22 protein-coding genes and 1 tRNA gene are annotated in these 18855 nt (G+C 41.5%); 8 read left to right on the top strand and 15 right to left on the bottom strand.

Translation table 11 applies throughout. From position 1 onward, the window contains the following. Positions 1–62: 62 nt before the first annotated feature. A complete protein-coding gene (gene sspO / locus P855_RS0106945) occupies positions 63–212 on the top strand; it encodes a small acid-soluble spore protein O (RefSeq protein ID WP_028782889.1) in 150 nt (49 codons plus the stop codon). Positions 213–255: 43 nt separating this feature from the next. Here sspO and P855_RS0106940 read toward each other — a convergent pair whose 3' ends face one another. Continuing rightward, positions 256–513 (bottom strand): hypothetical protein, encoded by a 258-nt coding sequence (locus P855_RS0106940; RefSeq protein ID WP_028782888.1) that lies wholly within the window; start codon positions 511–513, stop codon positions 256–258. A gap of 173 nt (positions 514–686) precedes the next feature. On the opposite strand from P855_RS0106940, the gene P855_RS22490 reads away from it, so the two are divergent. Further along, entirely contained in the window at positions 687–797 is a 111-nt protein-coding gene (locus P855_RS22490; protein ID WP_235062617.1) for a small acid-soluble spore protein P, read from the top strand. Here P855_RS22490 and selA read toward each other — a convergent pair. Beyond that, positions 785–2182: an L-seryl-tRNA(Sec) selenium transferase gene (gene selA, locus P855_RS0106930; protein WP_028782886.1), complete on the bottom strand. Its 1398-nt coding sequence runs from the start codon at positions 2180–2182 to the stop codon at positions 785–787. The two genes, P855_RS22490 and selA, sit on opposite strands and share 13 nt — an antisense overlap. 156 nt (positions 2183–2338) lie before the next feature. Here selA and selD point away from each other — a divergent pair, with 156 nt between their 5' ends. Then, complete coding sequence (gene selD / locus P855_RS0106925; RefSeq protein WP_084315636.1) at positions 2339–3394, top strand: selenide, water dikinase SelD; 1056 nt, start codon at positions 2339–2341, stop codon at positions 3392–3394. A 31-nt stretch (positions 3395–3425) separates the two neighbouring features. Here the strand turns inward: selD and selB are convergent, their stop codons facing one another. After that, positions 3426–5474, bottom strand: coding sequence for a selenocysteine-specific translation elongation factor (gene selB / locus P855_RS20630; protein ID WP_051353109.1), 2049 nt, complete (start codon positions 5472–5474; stop codon positions 3426–3428). Beyond that, positions 5428–6525: an ATP-binding protein gene (locus tag P855_RS0106915; protein ID WP_028782884.1), complete on the bottom strand. Its 1098-nt coding sequence runs from the start codon at positions 6523–6525 to the stop codon at positions 5428–5430. Before P855_RS0106915 ends, selB begins: the two co-directional genes overlap by 47 nt. Positions 6526–6680: 155 nt before the next feature. Between P855_RS0106915 and P855_RS22040 the strand changes: the two genes are divergently transcribed. Then, positions 6681–6777 (top strand) — tRNA-Sec (locus tag P855_RS22040). 117 nt (positions 6778–6894) lie between these two features. Beyond that, positions 6895–7332, top strand: a complete 438-nt coding sequence (locus tag P855_RS0106910) for a DUF2621 domain-containing protein (protein WP_028782883.1) — start codon at positions 6895–6897, stop codon at positions 7330–7332. 16 nt (positions 7333–7348) lie between these two features. Here the strand turns inward: P855_RS0106910 and P855_RS20625 are convergent, their stop codons facing one another. Both P855_RS20625 and P855_RS0106900 read right to left on the bottom strand, forming a co-directional pair. Then, complete coding sequence (locus tag P855_RS20625) at positions 7349–7852, bottom strand: CcdC family protein (protein WP_037985694.1); 504 nt, start codon at positions 7850–7852, stop codon at positions 7349–7351. A gap of 91 nt (positions 7853–7943) precedes the next feature. Then, the gene (locus P855_RS0106900; protein WP_037985926.1) at positions 7944–8387 is read right to left on the bottom strand and encodes a Na(+)/H(+) antiporter subunit B; all 444 of its coding nucleotides are present in this window, start codon (positions 8385–8387) and stop codon (positions 7944–7946) included. A gap of 257 nt (positions 8388–8644) precedes the next feature. Between P855_RS0106900 and P855_RS20620 the strand changes: the two genes are divergently transcribed. After that, complete coding sequence (locus tag P855_RS20620; protein ID WP_051353108.1) at positions 8645–8866, top strand: hypothetical protein; 222 nt, start codon at positions 8645–8647, stop codon at positions 8864–8866. 177 nt (positions 8867–9043) lie between these two features. Here P855_RS20620 and P855_RS0106890 read toward each other — a convergent pair whose 3' ends face one another. The 5 genes from P855_RS0106890 to P855_RS0106870 all read right to left on the bottom strand — a co-directional run bounded on the left by P855_RS0106890 (position 9044) and on the right by P855_RS0106870 (position 13127). Then, on the bottom strand, positions 9044–9271 hold the full coding sequence (locus P855_RS0106890) for a YneF family protein (protein WP_028782881.1): 228 nt from the start codon (positions 9269–9271) through the stop codon (positions 9044–9046). A gap of 124 nt (positions 9272–9395) precedes the next feature. Further along, entirely contained in the window at positions 9396–9821 is a 426-nt protein-coding gene (gene sirA / locus P855_RS0106885) for a sporulation inhibitor of replication protein SirA (protein ID WP_028782880.1), read from the bottom strand. A 162-nt stretch (positions 9822–9983) separates the two neighbouring features. After that, complete coding sequence (tkt, locus tag P855_RS0106880) at positions 9984–11987, bottom strand: transketolase (RefSeq protein ID WP_028782879.1); 2004 nt, start codon at positions 11985–11987, stop codon at positions 9984–9986. Between the two features lie 175 nt (positions 11988–12162). Beyond that, the gene (locus P855_RS0106875) at positions 12163–12396 is read right to left on the bottom strand and encodes a DUF896 domain-containing protein (RefSeq protein WP_028782878.1); all 234 of its coding nucleotides are present in this window, start codon (positions 12394–12396) and stop codon (positions 12163–12165) included. 71 nt (positions 12397–12467) lie between these two features. Further along, positions 12468–13127 (bottom strand): YneB family resolvase-like protein, encoded by a 660-nt coding sequence (locus tag P855_RS0106870; RefSeq protein WP_028782877.1) that lies wholly within the window; start codon positions 13125–13127, stop codon positions 12468–12470. A 306-nt stretch (positions 13128–13433) separates the two neighbouring features. On the opposite strand from P855_RS0106870, the gene lexA reads away from it, so the two are divergent. Beyond that, positions 13434–14054 (top strand): transcriptional repressor LexA, encoded by a 621-nt coding sequence (gene lexA, locus P855_RS0106860; protein ID WP_028782876.1) that lies wholly within the window; start codon positions 13434–13436, stop codon positions 14052–14054. Between the two features lie 60 nt (positions 14055–14114). On the opposite strand, the gene P855_RS0106855 is transcribed toward lexA, so the two are convergent. Continuing rightward, positions 14115–14441, bottom strand: a complete 327-nt coding sequence (locus P855_RS0106855; protein ID WP_028782875.1) for a hypothetical protein — start codon at positions 14439–14441, stop codon at positions 14115–14117. 275 nt (positions 14442–14716) lie between these two features. On the opposite strand from P855_RS0106855, the gene P855_RS0106850 reads away from it, so the two are divergent. Further along, the gene (locus P855_RS0106850) at positions 14717–14956 is read left to right on the top strand and encodes a DUF2553 family protein (RefSeq protein WP_028782874.1); all 240 of its coding nucleotides are present in this window, start codon (positions 14717–14719) and stop codon (positions 14954–14956) included. Positions 14957–14964: 8 nt separating this feature from the next. Here the strand turns inward: P855_RS0106850 and P855_RS20615 are convergent, their stop codons facing one another. The 3 genes from P855_RS20615 to P855_RS0106835 form a co-directional block, all read right to left on the bottom strand. Beyond that, positions 14965–16668 (bottom strand): IS1182 family transposase, encoded by a 1704-nt coding sequence (locus P855_RS20615; RefSeq protein ID WP_037985692.1) that lies wholly within the window; start codon positions 16666–16668, stop codon positions 14965–14967. 309 nt (positions 16669–16977) lie between these two features. Then, positions 16978–18309: a type I glutamate--ammonia ligase gene (glnA, locus tag P855_RS0106840; RefSeq protein WP_028782873.1), complete on the bottom strand. Its 1332-nt coding sequence runs from the start codon at positions 18307–18309 to the stop codon at positions 16978–16980. A gap of 21 nt (positions 18310–18330) precedes the next feature. Then, the gene (locus P855_RS0106835; protein ID WP_028782872.1) at positions 18331–18735 is read right to left on the bottom strand and encodes a MerR family transcriptional regulator; all 405 of its coding nucleotides are present in this window, start codon (positions 18733–18735) and stop codon (positions 18331–18333) included. Positions 18736–18855 lie beyond the last annotated feature (120 nt).

The following is an 18855-nucleotide window of genomic DNA, read 5'->3' as shown; positions in this document are numbered from 1 at the left end:
TAGAAGTAAATTAAATTGGTCAATTTTTGTCACACTATAGATATGGGAAGGAGGTGGCGACGGTGACAACTAGAAAAGCGAACCATGTACGACCAGGAATGAATGACGCAAAAGCACAAGGTGGCGGTGCAGGATATCAAGAAGAAACCCCGCGTGAACCATTGACCGCGGAAGAAAGAATGTTCAATAAAAAGAAAAAGAAAAACCAGTAAATATTCTTAGACTTAAAAAACAGACGCCGTAAGCGTCTGTTTTTTAAAGCAGTTGATTTCTTATTTTGTCCAGCTGTTCTTTATAGGACTTCAATTGCGTTTCCTGATGCTCACTTGCAACTGTCAATGCTTTTTCAACTTGCTGGTAGGCCTGGTTCACTTCTTCTTTTAAATGAGCCAGCTCTGTGCCGTAATCTGCTTCATGAATGGTCATCATCACATCGTCAGCAGTACGTTCTGCTTCATGGACTTTATTGGATGCATGTTGAAATGCTTCTTGTTTGTTTTGGTAATAACTCACAAAGACACCTCTTTTTTTGAACTTTATTAAAGGAAAACAGCATTATGGAAAACCAAGGCAATAAAAATCAGGGGATAAACCAGGTTGTATTGAATAGCTTGCACCAGCCAAAAGTTTTCCATACATATCCCTATACAAAATTTCAAATCCTAAGTAAGAAAGGAGCGATAACTTTGACACACTCAAGAAAAGACAAACAACCAAACCAACCCTTAAAAGGTTCAAAAAAAGTGAAAAACCGCAACCATTCCCGTCAAAAAAAGCACGCTTCTCATGACATGTAATTGTCCAGCTCTTGCATAGCTTGTTTTAATATCTCGATTTCCGTTTCTCCCACGGTACGGAAATCGAGAAAATAAGCATGATCAACGAAGCGTCCAATAATCGCAGGATGGTACATACGTAAAAACTTTTCAATCTCATGAGCAGCCATTTCAGGCGATGTAACACGGATACCGCAGCTTGGAAGTTCGACTTTCGGCATGGTCCCCCCTCCAACTTTGGAAGGATGTACCTGAGTTTCAACATTCAGTTTTTGTAAAGATCCCAAATCTCTTACAAAGACTTCGGTAATTGTATTTATTTCCTCTGCTGTTTTTATAATATCCCGATAAACGGAATTTCCTTCTGAAAGATCCTCCCGGTCGTATTCCAGCAACGTACTTTCCAGGGCTGCCAGTGTCATTTTATCTACCCGAAGCACTCGTGCCAGCTGATGTTTTTTCAATACGTCGATATATTTCTTTTTTCCCGCTATGATACCAGCCTGCGGTCCTCCTAATAATTTGTCCCCACTGAATGATACGATATCTGCTCCTGTGGCCAGCACATCGCTTACTACTGGTTCTTTGCCAATATGTCTGGACTGATAATCCACAATCGAGCCGCTGCCTAAATCTTCATAAAAAATCAAATGATTTTCTTTTGCTAACGGTACGAGGCTTGAGCTCGGTTGTGATTCCGTAAACCCTTCCATATAAAAGTTACTCGTGTGCACTTTCATGATCATGGCAGCATGTTCATCGATAGCTTCCTCATAATCAAAAAGATGTGTTTTATTGGTAGTTCCGACTTCAGTCAGGACTGCATCACTTTCCTCCATCACTTTCGACACACGAAAGCTTCCGCCTATTTCTACCAGTTCTCCCCGTGATACGATAACTTTCTTTCCTTTAGCCAATGCTCTTAACACAAGGTAGACTGCCCCGGCATTATTATTGACTACCATCGCTGCTTCTGCTCCGGTTATATGTTTTAAACGTTCTTCCAATATCGTATGGCGTGACCCTCGCTTCCCTTTTTCAACATCGTACTCTAAATTGGAATAATTTCCAGCCACTTCTGATACACGGGCAATCGCTTTTTCACTTAATCTCGCTCTGCCGAGATTGGTATGGAGCACAGTCCCTGTAGCATTGATTACTTTATGTAACATAGGCCGTTCCCATAGCTCTGCAGCCTGTTTTACTTTCCTGGTGATGATATCTGTAAATTTGTCCGCTTGTATCTGCTCACCATTTAGTATGTCTTGTCGGACAGAGGCAGCGGCTTGTTGTATCCATTGCGTCCATAATTTTTCCGTCACTTTGTGTTTTTTCCGAATAGCAACTATGGCAGCCTGTTTTTGCAGTTCATGTACGGGAGGTATTTGCCGCAGCAATTCATTCATTTTGTATCCTCCTCTCCCTTATTCAGTTATCAGTATATCCATTTTTAAGCTATAATTAAAATGACCGCTCTTCAATTGTGCAGAGCGGTTCCGAAATGCGCCTGGATTTTCTCTTCTTATCACCGTATATTATACTAGGATTAAGGAGGTGGAATGATGAGTAAAGAAGAAATCATCCGATTGACCACATTATCGACGAAAGCTGGCTGAGGATGCAAAATCGGTCCTGAAGACCTGTCGCACGTGCTGCGACAAATCAACACACCTCAAGCAAATGCAAATGTCTTAGTAGGTTCCGGCACGAATGATGATGCAGGTGTATATAAACTGACAGAAGAGATAGCCATGATTCAATCTGTCGATTATTTTACACCGATCGTTGATGATGCGTACGATTTTGGCCAAATAGCTGCCGCTAATGCTTTGAGTGATATATATGCGATGGGCGGTACAGTCAAAACCGGTCTTAACATCGTCGGTTATCCCATTAAAAAATTAGGTCCGGAAATATTAGCCCGGATTCTGCAGGGAGCCCAGGATAAAATGGCTGAAGCTGGTGGTGACATCATTGGAGGACACTCGATTGATGACCAGGAACCAAAATTCGGCATGGCTGTTACAGGTATTGCCCATCCGGAAAAAATCTTTCAAAATTCTACCGCCAAAGCTGGTGACGTCCTTGTCCTTACCAAGCCCATTGGCGTCGGCATCCACACCACTGCTATAAAGAGGGATCTGCTCGATTCCCACGAAAAGCAGCTTGTAACTGATACGATGGCCGCTTTAAACAAAAAGGCTTCCGAACTTCTGGCTGACTATCAGGTAAATGCAGTGACCGATGTTACCGGCTTCGGCCTTTTAGGTCACGCGTCTGAAATGGCCGAGGGCAGTGGAGTTAGTTTCGATATTTCTTACAGCCAGGTTCCACAACTTGCAAGGACAGTGGAACTGGCGGAAAATGGAGTAGTCCCTGGTGGCTCAAAGGCCAATCACTCCTGGCTTTCAGGGCGTATCAATTACCACGAAGAGCTGACAAAAGCGCAACAGCTCATTTTATGTGATGCTATCACTTCTGGTGGATTATTGATTTCTATGCCGAAAGATGAAGCTCAAGCCTATGTTGATTCATTTAACCGAATAGCTGATACAACCGCTGCTATAATCGGTGACGTAAAAGAACAAGAAACAATAATGATCAGGGTCCATCCATAATAAAGAGGCTGAGCTAAGGGAAAAACTTTTCCTAGTCAGCCTCTTGTTCATGTACGGAATTAAAATACACTTCAGGTTGCTTCAACCATTTTCTGACACTTTCCGCCCTGATGGTCATTCCATAATCATCACTTTTCTCCAATAAAGGAACAAGGTATTTACGCGATACCTGGAAAGACTCTTTGGCTTCTTTTAAAGAAAATTCATCTCCTGTCATCTCGTAAAGCCGCTGGAAATGATCGCGAATCGGGTTTATATGAACAATAAGGTTATCATTTATTTCCCAGGCTGCATTCTGTTGCAAAAAGAACATACGTAATTCTTTCATCCATTCTGCCGGTATACCATGTTCAGCTCCATAATCGCTCCATTCTTTCACTTGAAGTCCATCGGTGATCCAATCACTTTTTAATAAATTCATCCGCTTCGACCATTTTTCCGGTATATATGGTGAAAATTCAGGAAGCGCCACAAATGGTCCTGTTGCTTTTAATTCACCGCTCTCTATCCAGGCATCTAACAACGGACTGCCTACAGATTTTTTTACAGGAAGCTGCGTTACTACCTCAGGTTTATTTTTACCTGCCCTGAGCGGGTACAGCTGATGATACTCTTTCAGACGCTCCATAACGTCCTTAAGCATTCGCTCACTTTCCGAAACGAGTATAAAACCTTTATTAACATTCCTGATCCGTTTCGCGTCTATTTCTGAAGCTAAGAGGTTCTCTAATTGTGCTGTATCCATGGAAGTCTCTTTTAGTAACTGCTGGATATTCATCCATTTGTACGTCTGTAACAGGTTTTCCAATAATTCTGATGGGGTAGTCCTGCTTTTCTCTTTCAGCATTTCGATCGTCTCATGACTGAATTTATGCTTGCCTGCATTTGGGTCGATCACTACGCCCCCTCCGATTGTTTCTACTGGTGTCGGCCTGCGAAGAATGAATCTGTCTCCTCTTTTCGCAACAATCGGTTCATCTAATCGGAGCTGGCAAAATATTTCTTCTGTGTCCTCCGTCACCTCGTTCCGATCGAAAAACACTAATCTTCCAGCAGCTTCCGCAGTACCAATATACACGTTTATTGGGGTTCGCTGTTTGATTGTATAACGGAGTTCATCAACCAATTTCATACGTACATCCAGAGTCCGGGTAACCAGGAAAGCATCATTTTTCACCATAACATCTCCACGCTTAACGTCCTCTTTCCCAATACCGCTAATATTAACGGCCGCACGTTGCCCTGCAAATGCCTGCTCCACTGGTACATGGTGAACTTGGATCTGCCTGATCCTGGCTTTCTTATGTTCGGGAAGTATAGTGATTGGATCGTCAGCCATCAGACTTCCTTCATAAATCGTCCCCCTGACCACCGTTCCCTGTCCCTTGATAGTAAAAGACTGATCGATCGGCATACGGAAGGAACCTGCTGTGTCCCTATACGGCTGGACAGCAACTTTCTTTTCAATCAACTGTTCCAGCTCGGAAATTCCCTTTCCGGAAAGGCTATCGATAAATAGCAACTCCGAATGCTGATAACTTTTCCCATTTATATACGAGCGAATGTCCTCTGCTACTAATTCTTTCATTTGCTTATCAATTAAATCAGCTTTTGTGACAACCAATATTGCCTCTTCCACGCCGAGGAAGGATAAAATATCCATATGCTCCCTGGTCTGCGGCATTATGCCCTCATCCCCGGCTACTACGATGATAACCAAATCAATACCAGCAACCCCTGCTATCATCTGTCTGATGAATTTTTCGTGTCCTGGCACATCTATGATCGATACATTCAGAGCAAGGTTCTGCAATTTCAAAGGGGCAAAACCTGGTTCGATTGAAATATTGCGGCTCTTCTCTTCTTTCAGACGATCGGTATCCACTTCTGTCAAAGCCTTCGTCAACGCTGTTTTCCCGTGATCGATATGTCCGGCCATACCAATCGTATAATAACGCTTCAACATAATATCCCTCTTTTCTTTCACCTGGGTTGCAATCCATAAGAAAAAACACGCTTGCATGGCAAACGTGTCATTCAGCCGGTAATACAAGCCGGAAAGTTGTTCCGATATCAGCATTCGGGTGGATTTCCATGTACCCGTTATGTTTATCCAGGATTTGATTGCTGATCATCAGCCCTAAGCCGGTGCCATTTTTTTTCGTTGTAAAAAATGGCTCGGCTATTTTTTCTCCCAGGTCTTCTGGAATCCCCGGGCCCTCGTCAATGATATCAATATACGCCCGGTTCTCACTACGGCTGACTTTAATCTCCAGAAGTCCGCCTTCCTGCATGGCCTCAATGGCATTTTTAATAATATTGATGAAGACTTGTTTGATTTGTGATCGATCACAAAATATGAAAATTCCTGCTGGTATATCCGTGCTTATCGTTATACTTTGCATTTTGGCCTGTGTATTCATTAAAGTGATTACGTCTTCCAGCATTTCTTTCAGCGATTCACTAGTCCGTTCATCAGTCATTGGTTTTGAAACAAACAGCAATTCAGAAGTGACAGACTCCATTTTTTCGATTTCTTCTAACATGATTTTATAATATTCCTCTTCCTTACTTATCCCTGCCTGCAGCAACTGAAGGAACCCTTTTAATGAAGTCAACGGGTTTCTGATTTCATGGGCTACACTGGCAGCCAACTGTCCGGCCACTGTCATCTTCTCTGATTGCATCATCTGTTCTTCCATCATATTATGGTCCGTTATATGCTGGGCAATGGTCAGTATATAAGAGTTGCCGTCCTCTGGATTGAATCTTCTGGCTATCATTGTTTGCATCAGTAAATATCGGCCCTTTTTATCTTTCACTAATAAATTCGTGTGATGAGTCTGGTCCGGCTTTTGTCCAAGCAGATCCCGTACCTTATGATGATCTTTGATATGAAGATAGTCCCCCGCTTTGGAATGCAGGACTTCATCTACTTCAAACCCTAACCACCGTGTCACCGATTTAGAAATATATTTGATATTACCTTCTAAATCAAAAATCGTCACGAGATCATTTGCATTATGTTCAATCCACGACTGAAAACAATCGGGTAGAGAGGAATAATTAACATATGTATAAGGAGTAAATTCTCCCTGCTGGTCAGATGATCCAAGGTCATGGTTACCCATTCTACCCGCCCCTTCCTTTCTATCTAAATATATAGTATCCTACTTTGAAAAGCTACATCAAGTTGTAGAATGTAATTTAAATGAGAAAAACATACGGAAATGAAAAGCTTGTCATTTGAGCACGCAGCTTTTATAATGTCTTATGTTACCTAAATGGGGCTGGTTGCTATGCTGGTGCAGGCCACAGTCTTCAAAACTGCTTGTGAGGCGCGTGTCGTCTCAGGTGGGTTCGATTCCCACACAGTCCCGCCAAGTATTCCAATTTAATCATACTATAATCTGACAAACAGGTAAAACTTTAGACCTAATTTGTCATGGTTATTCGCGCTAAAAACCTGATTGTTATGAATATATGATGAAATAGGTGGTATTATGTCAGGAGGATTTGCAGCATTCATAATTGGCTGGGTCATCATCATGATTGTCCTGCTGAGTATCGGCGGCTTCTTTATGTTCCGGAAGTTTTTAAAACGGCTTCCAAAAGAAGATGGAAAATCCGATATGGATTGGGAAGAGTATTACTTAGAAAAAACCAAACATATGTGGAGAGAGACTGATAAGCAATTATTAGAAGAACTGGTTTCTCCAGTACCAGAACTATTCCGGGATATCGCACGTCAAAAGATTGCAAGTAAAATCGGGGAAGTAGCCCTGAAAAAAAACCGAAAGAAAATAACACAGGATGTTATAATCGAAGGTTATATTATTGCAACACCGAAGCGGGACCACAAGTTTCTGATCAAAACACTGGAACAAAAGAATATAGATCTGACCCCTTATCAATATTTGTTCCATGAACAAACATAAAGCCTGCCCGGACTACTTAAGTTCTGGACAGGCTTTCTTTGCAGGTTATTTTATTTTCGGACAATGATTTTTCCAGTTGCAAGTAACGGTACAGCATGGCAACCCGCCAGGTGACAATCATCCCGAAGGCTAACAAGAAAAACATACCGCTTGTTTCACCAAAGGATACATGTTGTCCGATTACTAATTTCAATACTATTCTTAGAGCAAGTAAACCGAATAAAATGAACATAAAGGCTTTGGAAGGTTTCAGATAGATCTCCCCTTCTCTTATTTCGAAGTTGGAAGTTTTTATTAAAAACACAGAAAACAAAGCCCCGACACTTACAGCTTCCAAAACCTGTATCCACTCGACACGAAACATAGGAAGAACAAACATGAATGCTCCTGTACTCATAAAGAGCGGTGGTAATATAATCTTTTTAGCACTGGCAGGACGACGGGAAGCCCTCATCCTGACAAAAATCATAGCTGTGGCCATGAACGCTGCTACAAGTGTACTCGCTATCAACCAAAACATATTCAATCCACTCATTTCCATGCATTCGTTTTACAAAAAATACAGCTTTCCCGTATCCGTCATTTAGCCTGGTTTCATTCTGCAGAGGCTATCAGGAAAGTTCCTCGTCTCCATAATCCTGGGCGATTGTTAAAATGATCGTCATTGTAACGCCTATGACTGTCAAATATACCCCCAAGTCAAAAAGCAGTGCTGTTGCAAGTTCTGTCTTTCCGAGAATCGGCAGCTGAAAATAAGCGAATGTCTGGCTTAAAAAAGGCTGGCCGAAAAGGAAAGAGCCTATTCCGGTAGCTATCGCGATCAAAAGTCCTATAGGGATAACGACTCGAAAATTGATCGGAATAATTTTAGATACAGCTTTCATTCCGTATGCCATATACATCAATACAATTGCTGTGGAGGTCATCAATCCGCCTATAAAACCGCCGCCTGGTTTGTTATGTCCGGCAAAAAACAAGTAGATAGAAAATGCGAGCAAAATGAAGGCGATCAAAGTTGTGGCTGTCCTAAGAATTAAATCATTTGTTTTTATCATCATGCAGTAACTCCTTTATGACGTAGATAGTCCTAATTTTAATATAGAATCCTGGCAAAATCCATAGTTTGGTACCAGAGCAACCAGGAACTAGCATACCATACTCTGTGATTTAGCCATCATGCGCTTGTTTATTTTATATGATTTATGCTTAGAATCCTAAGAAATACGAAACTTAAAAATTGAACATTTTGTGAAATTATTCTATAGTTAAAGTAACCACAGGAAGAATTGAAAATAAAAGTTGGGGGTGCGTTATGGTTCGGACAGCTGTTTCCCTGGTGATGAGCTTTGTTTTCTTGATTATTCAAACGTTGGTTATTATGGAAATCAAAGGTTACGAGATGATTTATTTTGACAATTATTCCTTGCTTGCTTCTGTCTTGGCTGTAAACTTCTTTTTAAGTTTCTCCATATTGACTAATATCAAATATTGGCTCAACGGCCGCTACGAAAAGTCCAGCTCTCCTATCGAATAGCAGCCAGGAACAAAAGTGCAAGCGCCTTGCTCATCCCAAAAGCTTAAGACCTCGAGGTGGAGCAGTCGCTGGAGCTGGATGTGACCCACCACTTAAAGTTATCTACTTAAAGAAAACATAAAATTTCCTGGACAGTAAAAAAACCTTCTTTCTCCAGCAGAAAGAAGGTTTTTGATGTTATTTGGTTTGTTGATTATTCATGGAACGCATCATTTGATTGATTTTCTTCTGTGATGGTTTCTGCCCCATTTGCATCATCAACGTACGTAACATTTGTTCATTGATAGGAGGGTTTTTCTTCAAATAGTTCATCATATACTTTCTCGCAATGAAAAACCCAAGGGCTACACCACCGATAAGCGCCAGGATGGCAATGATGATTACCCATACAATACCCAAGCTCATTCTCCGTCTTCCTCCTTCATGTTGTCTCTTATACAGTATAGTAAAATGGACACAAGAATACAATAGCATGTCTCCTGTAAGAAACGTGTGCTATTTTACTTACCTGTCTTTTTTACATACGTACCTATAATAGCATTTCTTTCCTTTGAGGGGAAATCCACCCATATTGCTTAAAATGATATTCTGCAATGAAAAAGCAGCGGTCAATCATACGGAGTTTTTGAAATAGGATCTGTTCCGCTTCCATGAAACTATTACACTGTATAAGACACATTTCTTTTGTTATCTCTATTATACCACGGGTTTCAACCCATTTCGTTACCTTTTCACCTTCTACCAGTTTCCTCTGATTATATTTCGGACTCTTTTTCAATAAACACACCAGGGAGTTTTCGGGAAACGGCTTAGTGATAAAGCTGAATTGCAATTTATATAAATCTTTATGAGATTGATTATGGTATTCCTGAAAAAAACGGAATAATAATTCGGTTTTATAATAATATTCTTTGGAAATTTCCTCTTTGACAGCATAGACATAGTAAAGATGCATCCAGCAATCCCTCCTGTTTGAGGGATATTATATCGGTTGTACACCGATAAATCTGTCAAAAGCTGAAAAAGATTCCATCGAGTTTTGTCGAATGAATAAAAAGGCTGTCTCTAACCGGAGAGACAGCCTTTTGAGCATGTCGACTGCACGCTTATTATTTTATCACTTGAACAGTTTTTCAGTTTCTTTGACTACATTTTCTACGGTAAAACCGTATTCTTTCATAACGGTTTCCCCTGGAGCAGAAGCTCCGAAAGTATCAATACCAAGCACAGAGCCTTCCAGTCCTACATAACGCTCCCAACCGAAAGGAGAAGCCATTTCGATGGCCAGTCGCTTGGTCACCGCTTTAGGAAGCACACTCTCTTTGTATTCATCCGACTGTACGTTGAAACGGTCGAAAGATGGCATGCTGACGACACTCACATCATAGCCTTTTTCCTTCAATTCTTGTTGAGCAGCTACAGCAAGCTGAACTTCAGATCCAGTAGCTAATAACAATGCATCTGGTGTTTCTTTGGCGGATGGACTCAGTACATAAGCACCTTTTTTTACACCTTCATACGCGTTCTCTTCTGTACCTGGTAAAGTAGGCAGACCCTGGCGCGTAAGTACAAGTGCATTTGGAGTTGTATTGGACTCTAAAGCGACACGCCAAGCAGCACTGGATTCATTACCATCGGCTGGACGGATGACAGAAAGGTTCGGCATTGCACGAAGCGAAGCCAGTTGTTCAATTGGTTCATGCGTTGGACCATCTTCACCGACAGCAATCGAATCGTGGGTAAAGACATAGTTTACAGGTAAATTCATCAACGCGGAAAGACGAATAGCCGGACGCATGTAATCGCTGAATACAAAGAATGTACCAGCATATACTTTTAAACCGCCATGTAAAGCCATACCATTCAATGCTGTTGCCATAGCAAATTCACGCACTCCGAACCAGATATTTCTGCCGGCATAGTTGTTCTTGGAAAAATCATCTTCACCTTTTACAGCTGTCTTGTTAGAACCGGCCAAATCGGCACTACCACCAAAGAAATACGGGATGGTTTCCGATAATGCGTTGATTGCTTCTCCTGAAGAAGCACGTGTAGCTAACTTATCTTCTTCTGTATAAGCAGGAAGAAATTTTTCCCATCCTTCCGGTAGCTCACCATTCATCGCCTTCTCAAGTTCGGCAGCTAATTCAGGGTTTGCCTTTTTATATTCATCAAGCAAAGCTTTCCATTCGGACTCTTTTTGTTCCCCGTTCTCTTGGATTTTTTCTTTGAAGTCCTCATATACTTCGTCAGGTACGTGGAATGCCTCTTCATGTTCCCACTTATAATGTTGTTTTGCTGCATTAGCTTCCTCTTCTCCTAATGGTGCACCATGGGAATCAGCTTTACCTGACTTGTTTGGAGAGCCGTAACCGATAACCGTTTTTACTTCAATCATGGTCGGCTGATCGGTGTTAGCCTTGGCTTCTTTAAGTGCTTCACTGATAGCTTTTGTATCATTGCCATCTTCTACACGGATCACTTGCCAGCCATATGCCTTATAACGATCCTCTACACTTTCAGAAAAAGCACGGTTCAAGTCTCCATCAAGAGAAATATCATTGGAATCATATAAAACGATTAGTTTTCCAAGTCCAAGATGACCTGCCAGTGATGCAGATTCCTGGGAAACACCTTCCATCAAGTCTCCATCACTACAGATACAATACGTATAGTGGTCGACTACTTTATGGTCTTCTGTATTATACTTGGCCGCTAGATGAGCTTCAGCCATTGCCATACCAGTTGACATGGAAATGCCTTGCCCTAAAGGACCAGTTGTTGCTTCTACACCATCTGTATGGCCGAACTCTGGATGACCTGGTGTCTTGGATCCCCATTGACGGAAATTCTTCAAGTCCTCAATAGTAACGTTATAACCAGACAGATGAAGCAAGCTGTATATCAACATAGAACCATGACCTGCTGATAAAACAAAACGGTCACGATTGAACCAATTCGAATTCTTAGGGTTGTGGTTCATATACTCTGTCCATAGCGTATAAGCCATTGGAGCTGCACCCATCGGCATACCTGGGTGGCCGGAATTAGCTTTTTCTACGGCATCGATTGTCAATGTCCGTATCGTGTTGATAGATCTCTGTTCGATTGTGTTTGACATGGAATAATCCCCTTTCTCGCTCTCTATTATGTACCATCTATAATCCTATAATGAAAAAAGGATATAGACAAGCATTGTCACCCGATTTTAAGATTTTACTTTTGAAGTTTTCCCTGGAATTGGAAAATTAAACAAAAAAATAGCCGTACATCCAGGTACGGCTTTATGAATAGAATCAATGTTTCTTTTCGTTACGCTGCATCCGCTTTACTTTTTCCGGTGTTACATCGTTACCTTCCGGGTCTACGACCTTCATACTCTTCAGCTGGTTCTTGAAGGACTTACGTACGTTACCCAGATATTCTTTACGAAGTTTTTGCTGTTCATCTTTTTCCGATGCTGTCAATGATTCTTTTTTCGATTTATTGGCTAATTCGTTAATACGATCAAGTTTTTCTTTTGATAACATATTGACACACTCCTTTTATGAGCCCTGAACTAAAAAGACAAGTGGCCTACGACCCTTGTCTTCATTATATATTAACTTTTATCTGCTGTTTTTTCAAGCGAGGTGTATTCACGGTAACGCCTATGGACAGTCGCTTTGGAAACATCATACCCCAGCCCGCGTAACGTAGCGGCGATCTCTTCAAATGTCAGTTTATTATTACGCAGCCGCACAACTTCCTCAATCGGAAACTCAATCCTTTCCCGACCTCTGGCCAAATGCTGATTGGTAAGGTTGTCTCCCGGATTATAACCTCTTTCCATCGCTTTATTCATTCCGCGCTTTATTTTAAGGTTGTGGATTTTCCGCTGGTACTCCTCCACTATCCCGACAATTTGCAGCACCATCGAATCTGACTCTGACAACTGCAATTCACCCCGGTGTGACAAAGACAATACTTGTACGTCCATTTTTTGAAGCTGATGAAATAGGGCAATCTTCGTGTTCCCCCTTCCCAGCCTTGTCTCATCCTGGATCAGTAACCCTTCTGCCTTTCCTTCAGAAAAACGATCGAGCATTTGAAAAACGCCTTCACGCTCAATTTCATACCCGCTCGCTTGTTCTTTAATAATATCGATTATTTCCATGTCTTCCCGTTCTGCCATGGCAAGTAATTCCGACTCCTGCCTCGCCAAGGAAGTAACTTGAGCTTCTTTTTCTGTACTTACTCTGCAATATATTATTACCTTCATGACTGCGACCCTTTCTGCTTGTTAATACGAACAATAAACTACATAGACCATGTCAGCTGCTTATTGACATCGCAGCATATAAAAACACCAGACTCAAAATAAAAAGAATAATGTATGTCATGTCCAATTTAGATAGTTTATCAAACATTTTAACCCCTCCATACAGAACTTTTGTTCGCCTTTGTTAATTTTTATTATATACGAACATTCGTTCTTGTCAAGCGGATATTCGAACGAATGTTTGTATTGTCGAAATCATCATGGTACAATGTGGTTAATAAAAACATATGTACGAGGTGTGCTTATATGAGTAAATTATCGAAACGGCAACAGGAAATATTACAATTTATTAAAGAAGAAGTGCTCGCCAAGGGTTATCCGCCATCCGTCCGTGAGATTGGCCAGGCTGTGGGATTAGCCTCCAGTTCTACTGTCCACGGACACCTTGCAAGGTTGGAAAAAAAGGGGTTCATCCGTCGTGACCCTACAAAACCGAGAGCCATCGAGGTATTAGAGTTAGAGGAAGAACAAAACATTCCAAGGAGCGAAGCGTCTTATGCTCCAGTTATTGGTAAGGTAACTGCTGGTACGCCGATAACCGCTATTGAAAATATAGAAGAATATGTACCCTTACCTCAAAACTTAGCAGGGGAAGAAAACACGTTTGTACTAGTGGTCGAAGGTGAAAGTATGATAGAAGCAGGTATACTGGATGGGGATATGGTTATTGTTAAACAGACACCAACCGCTCAAAATGGAGAAATTGTCGTTGCCATGACAGAAGATGAAGAAGCGACAGTCAAACGATTTTTTAAAGAAAAAAGCCACATACGGCTGCAGCCGGAAAATGCTACCATGGATCCGATCATCCTGCACGATGTTTCGATTCTGGGTAAGGTGGTAGGTTTATATAGAGCTATTCATTGATCCTATCTTTATAGAAATAAGAAGAGCCCAATACTCCCTCCCCGGAATATCGGGCTCTTCTTATTCCCCTTCCTCAAACAGTTTACCAGGCATAACACCAATAAGCTGCTCATCATAGATAACCAAATGATCTACTTTTATTAACTCACCTTCAAAAGTATGAATGATAACTTCCTTTAAATATATAAAGTTGGAAGGTTCACAGCAACATGCCGGCTCACCAGACCAAGGTTTTAAATTGCTGTGGTCATTTTCTTCTAAATCACCCGGTCTGCCCTGGACAAATCCAAAGTTTGTAATATAGGTACGAACACTTTCTCCTCTTCTGCCTTTCATGATCGATTCTAATATTCCTGCAGTTGATATAGAATGGCGAGTAAAACGCATGCATGTCATCTCCTTTCGAAGACAATTTTGACAGGAGAGTCTATTAGTCCTGCATGACAATGACTTCTTTACATTCTTTAACAATGAATTTACAACCATTTAATCCTTCCCTTGTTAAAAACTTAAAATCATATATTAATAAGTATGCAGGCACAATTAACTGAAAAATCTATAAATTCTGAATTATAGGTTGATTTTACCTCAAAACCTTATTATAATAACATTCATATATTTATATAAGTTCTTTGAATCAGAATTTTTAAAGGAGGTATGGGATGAGAAAAGAAGAATTTCAGATGGTGGACATTACGGAAAGTATCAATGGAAAGTTAGAACAAGGGAATATGAATCTCTATCTCTACAAAGAAAAAATTGGGCGGATTCTCATGTCTGGTCAGGAGAATCGCTACGAAATGTCAGAGGGGTTTAAGTATCATAAGGGAAAAATTTATCGCATGCACAAAATAAGTGATATCAAACAATATGTTAGTGATTGCGACCTCGGCTGGTGTTGAATTAAGTTTTATTTCAATCTATAAATAGGAAAAAGGGGCTGTCCCAAAAGCCCCTTTAAAATGAAAAAACCACGAAGAAATTGACTTTTCTTCGTGGTTTTTTTCGTTGTGAGCTTATTTCCCCGGTGAAACAGGCGGTTCCTCTCCGCCTGTTTCAGGAAGTTGTGGGCGATGGCGACCAGCCCAAACTCTATATTCACTTTATCGATGCCCCGGAGAGAAAACTTCCGGAACGACCGATTGCCTTTGATATGACCGAACACACTTTCCACCTCCACTTTTCGTTGGGCGTAAATGCGTGACCAAAGGCTTTCCATTGCTTCCTTCTTTAGTTGTTCATATGCCGGGTTATAGTAAACACGCCGGTTCCCTTTTGCTTTCGTGCATTTTTCTTTTATAGGGCACCCGGTACACGCTTCACATTCATAGACCTTAAATTTTCGCGTATATCCGTACCGGTCGGTACGGTGAGAATGGAATTGAAAAGGAACCTTTCGTCCATTCGGACAAATGTAATAATCTCCATCTGCCTTGTACTCCCAGTTCATAACCTGGCTTGGGTCTTTCTTGAACGAACGAGACTGCTCTTTTCGCATCGTGTTATAGGGAATGAGTGTATCAAACCCTTCCTTCTTTGCGTATTTGTAATTGGTTTCTCCACCATAACCTCCATCAGCGACAATTGTATTGGGGAACGGGAGATCTGCAGTCTGCAGCTTTTGAATATGCGGTTCAAAACAACGTGTGTCCGTAGGACGCTGATGGATTGAGTAGCCAATAATGAATTGGTTTTCTGTTCCTGCCTGCACATTATAACCAGGTTTCAGTTGCCCATTCTTCATATGATCTTCTTTCATTCGCATAAAGGTGGCATCCGTGTCTGTCTTGGAATAACTATTCCGGTCGCCAAAGGTGGCCAACTGGGTTTCATACTTTTTCAAACGAGGAAGGTAGTCCTGACTCAACGTTTTATAGATACGTCGTTTGGCACGGAATACTTCCTTTTTTTCTTTCTTCTTTTCCTTATCATTTTCTTCTTCGACGGCTTTTTCCGCCTGTTCTACCTGAGCCTCTACCTGCTCGACAACTTTTTCGAGTTGCTCCGAAGTTACTCGCTTGGCAAGAGACCCCTCATCAGTAAGTATTTTTTCATCCATCTCAATGGCATTTTCAATATCCGCGAACGTTTGATCCAATTTTTCCTGTAGTTTTTCTTCGTAACGTTGGACGGATTTTTTCCACACAAATGTGTATTTATTGGCATTCGCCTCGATTTTGGTTCCATCAAGGAAGTAGTTGTCCATGGATATGTATTCTTGGTCAATCAGAAGTTTAATCAACTCCGTGAATAAAGGTTCAATGATGGCTTTCATTCGTTCTGAGCGGAACCGATTGATGGTTCGAAAATCCGGCGTCTGTTGGCCGGCCAGCCACATCATCGGGAGATGTTCCCGAAGTGCTTTGGCGATTTCGCGGCAGGAGTAAATTTTCTGCGTGTAGGCGTATAAGATAACTTTGGTCATCATTTTGGGGTGATAGGAGCTCCGACCGCCCCCTTGATATTGGGAGAAAAAGATATCATCGTTGACCTGTTCTACCATGGCATGAATGACACGGACCACATGGTCCTCAGGAATTAAATCACTGAAGTCCATTGGTAGAACCAACTGGCCCATGTTATAATCAATGAAAGTAGCTGAAGAGTTACTCATAAAAAAATCGCCTCACTTTTCGTTTTTTTGTTTGTTTGGTCGCTTACATTATAACGAATGAGGCGATTTTTTTGTATGTAAAAAAGAAGATTTTTGTATTGTTGATTGCCAGTTTGGGCAGGGAAACGATGAGACTCCTGCGGGAGAAGCAAGGCTGACGAGGCCCCGCAGGGCGAAGCCCGAGGAGACTTGTCGTCTGCCCGCGGAAAGGGAATCGTTTCCCAGCCCTACTGTTACGGTATCAACAATAAAAAAAGGGCTGCCCCAATTAGTCTATTACCGACTTTTGGGACAGCCCCTCTTTCATGATTAATATACGGATAGATACTGTTCGCGTTCCCAAGGGTGGACTTGTGTACGGAACATATCCCATTCGATTTCTTTCGCTTCGATAAAGTGCTCAAAACAGTGTTCGCCAAGAGCGTTTACTAAGATTTCATCCTGCTTAAGCAGCTCTAACGCATCATATAGAGTAGCTGGCAGATCTTGTACGCCGTTCTTTTCGCGTTCTGTTTTGTTCATGACATAGATGTTGCGATCGACCGGTTTTGGTGCTTCCATCTTGTTTTCCACACCGTCTAACCCGGCTGCCAACAGTACAGCCATTGCCAGGTAAGGGTTGGCTGCAGGATCGACACTGCGTACTTCGATACGGGTACTTAGGCCGCGGGATGTTGGTACACGAACCAACGGACTGCGGTTTTGTCCGGACCAGGCAACATAACAAGGTGCTTCATACCCAGGTACGAGACGCTTGTATGAGTTTACGGTCGGGTTCGTAATAGCTGTAAAGTTTGTTGCGTGCTTGATGATACCCGCTGTGAACTGGTAAGCCACCTCTGATAGTTCAAGCTCGCCTTCTGTATCGTAAAATGCATTTTGCTTTCCTTTGAACAAGGACATATTGGCGTGCATTCCGGAACCGTTGACACCGAATAATGGTTTAGGCATAAACGTAGCATGCAGGCCGTGCTTACGGGCAATTGTTTTTACAACCAATTTAAACGTTTGGATATCATCACAGTGCTTGACTGCATCTGAATATTTAAAGTCGATTTCGTGCTGTCCTGGTGCTACTTCATGGTGTGATGCTTCAATTTCGAAGCCCATTTCTTCAAGTTCCAGAACGATATCACGACGGCAATTTTCACCTAAGTCAGTTGGGGCAAGGTCAAAATAGCCACCTTTGTCATTCAACTCCATGGATGGTTCACCGCGTTCATCAAGTTTGAATAAGAAGAATTCCGGCTCAGTACCAATATTGAAAGCGGAAAAACCGAGTTCTTCCATCTTTTGCAGGTTCTTTTTCAAAATGTAGCGTGGATCTCCTTCAAAAGGTGTCATATCCGGATTGTAGATATCACAGATAAAACGCGCCACTTTACCTTTTTCGGAAGTCCAAGGGAAGACAACAAATGTCTCAAGGTCAGGAATTAAGTACATATCAGATTCTTCAATTCGTACAAACCCTTCGATTGAGGAGCCATCAAACATCATTTCATTATCCAATGCTTTATCAAGTTGACTCAAAGGAATTTCGACGTTTTTAATTGTTCCAAGCATGTCTGTGAATTGTAGTCGAATGAATTTTACGTTTTCTTCTTCAATTTTTTTGTAAATTTCTTTCCTGGTTAATCCCATTTATAATTTTCCTCCTATTTTTTAATGGAAGAATCGTGATAATTCTCCCTGTCTTAACGATGATTTACCGTGCCTTCCAGCTGTCAGTAATTCTTGCTGGAGCATACGGCGAAGCTCTTTCTCGGAAAGGTCATTATGGATTTCTTCGACTTGCTCTTGATTCATCGGTTCATTTTCAGGTGCTTCCTGCATCGACAGAACCTGTTTGATTCCTGCCAGATTGATGCCTTTTTCAATCAATGCTTTTATTTCAAGCAGACGATCAACATCATTGAAGGAAAATAATCTGCGGTTTCCTTCTGATCTCGCTGGATGGACCAGATCGTGTTCTTCATAATATCGGATCTGCCTGGCTGACAGGTCTGTCAAGGATTTGACTATACTAATCGGGAATAACGGCATCGAACGTCTAATTTCATCACTCATCGATCGCTACCTCCCTTTAATGTGATATCTTAATTATACCAATGAAACAACATGTGTCAAGGGATGTTAAGAAATCTTACATAAAAAATTAAAAAAACTGAGATAACTTCTCCATCTCTG

This window comes from Thalassobacillus devorans MSP14, from assembly GCF_000496835.1.
Classification (GTDB): domain Bacteria; phylum Bacillota; class Bacilli; order Bacillales; family Halobacillaceae; genus Thalassobacillus; species Thalassobacillus devorans_B.
The sequence above is the reverse complement of the archived record's forward strand: the minus strand, read 5'-3'. Positions and strand labels throughout refer to the sequence as shown.

Excerpts from the sequence above, each read along its gene's own strand:
- P855_RS20615 (WP_037985692.1), bottom strand. The coding sequence starts at position 16,668 with ATGAGTAACTCTTCAGCTACTTTCATTGATTATAACATGGGCCAGTTG.
- P855_RS0106850 (WP_028782874.1), top strand. The coding sequence starts at position 14,717 with ATGAGAAAAGAAGAATTTCAGATGGTGGACATTACGGAAAGTATCAAT.
- glnA (WP_028782873.1), bottom strand. The coding sequence starts at position 18,309 with ATGGGATTAACCAGGAAAGAAATTTACAAAAAAATTGAAGAAGAAAAC.
- P855_RS0106855 (WP_028782875.1), bottom strand. The coding sequence starts at position 14,441 with ATGCGTTTTACTCGCCATTCTATATCAACTGCAGGAATATTAGAATCG.
- selB (WP_051353109.1), bottom strand. The coding sequence starts at position 5,474 with ATGCTGATATCGGAACAACTTTCCGGCTTGTATTACCGGCTGAATGAC.
- P855_RS20620 (WP_051353108.1), top strand. The coding sequence starts at position 8,645 with ATGGTTCGGACAGCTGTTTCCCTGGTGATGAGCTTTGTTTTCTTGATT.
- P855_RS0106890 (WP_028782881.1), bottom strand. The coding sequence starts at position 9,271 with ATGAGCTTGGGTATTGTATGGGTAATCATCATTGCCATCCTGGCGCTT.
- sirA (WP_028782880.1), bottom strand. The coding sequence starts at position 9,821 with ATGCATCTTTACTATGTCTATGCTGTCAAAGAGGAAATTTCCAAAGAA.
- tkt (WP_028782879.1), bottom strand. The coding sequence starts at position 11,987 with ATGTCAAACACAATCGAACAGAGATCTATCAACACGATACGGACATTG.
- P855_RS0106835 (WP_028782872.1), bottom strand. The coding sequence starts at position 18,735 with ATGAGTGATGAAATTAGACGTTCGATGCCGTTATTCCCGATTAGTATA.
- selA (WP_028782886.1), bottom strand. The coding sequence starts at position 2,182 with ATGAATGAATTGCTGCGGCAAATACCTCCCGTACATGAACTGCAAAAA.
- P855_RS0106915 (WP_028782884.1), bottom strand. The coding sequence starts at position 6,525 with ATGGGTAACCATGACCTTGGATCATCTGACCAGCAGGGAGAATTTACT.
- lexA (WP_028782876.1), top strand. The coding sequence starts at position 13,434 with ATGAGTAAATTATCGAAACGGCAACAGGAAATATTACAATTTATTAAA.
- P855_RS0106900 (WP_037985926.1), bottom strand. The coding sequence starts at position 8,387 with ATGATAAAAACAAATGATTTAATTCTTAGGACAGCCACAACTTTGATC.
- P855_RS0106870 (WP_028782877.1), bottom strand. The coding sequence starts at position 13,127 with ATGAAGGTAATAATATATTGCAGAGTAAGTACAGAAAAAGAAGCTCAA.
- P855_RS20625 (WP_037985694.1), bottom strand. The coding sequence starts at position 7,852 with ATGTTTTGGTTGATAGCGAGTACACTTGTAGCAGCGTTCATGGCCACA.
- P855_RS0106875 (WP_028782878.1), bottom strand. The coding sequence starts at position 12,396 with ATGTTATCAAAAGAAAAACTTGATCGTATTAACGAATTAGCCAATAAA.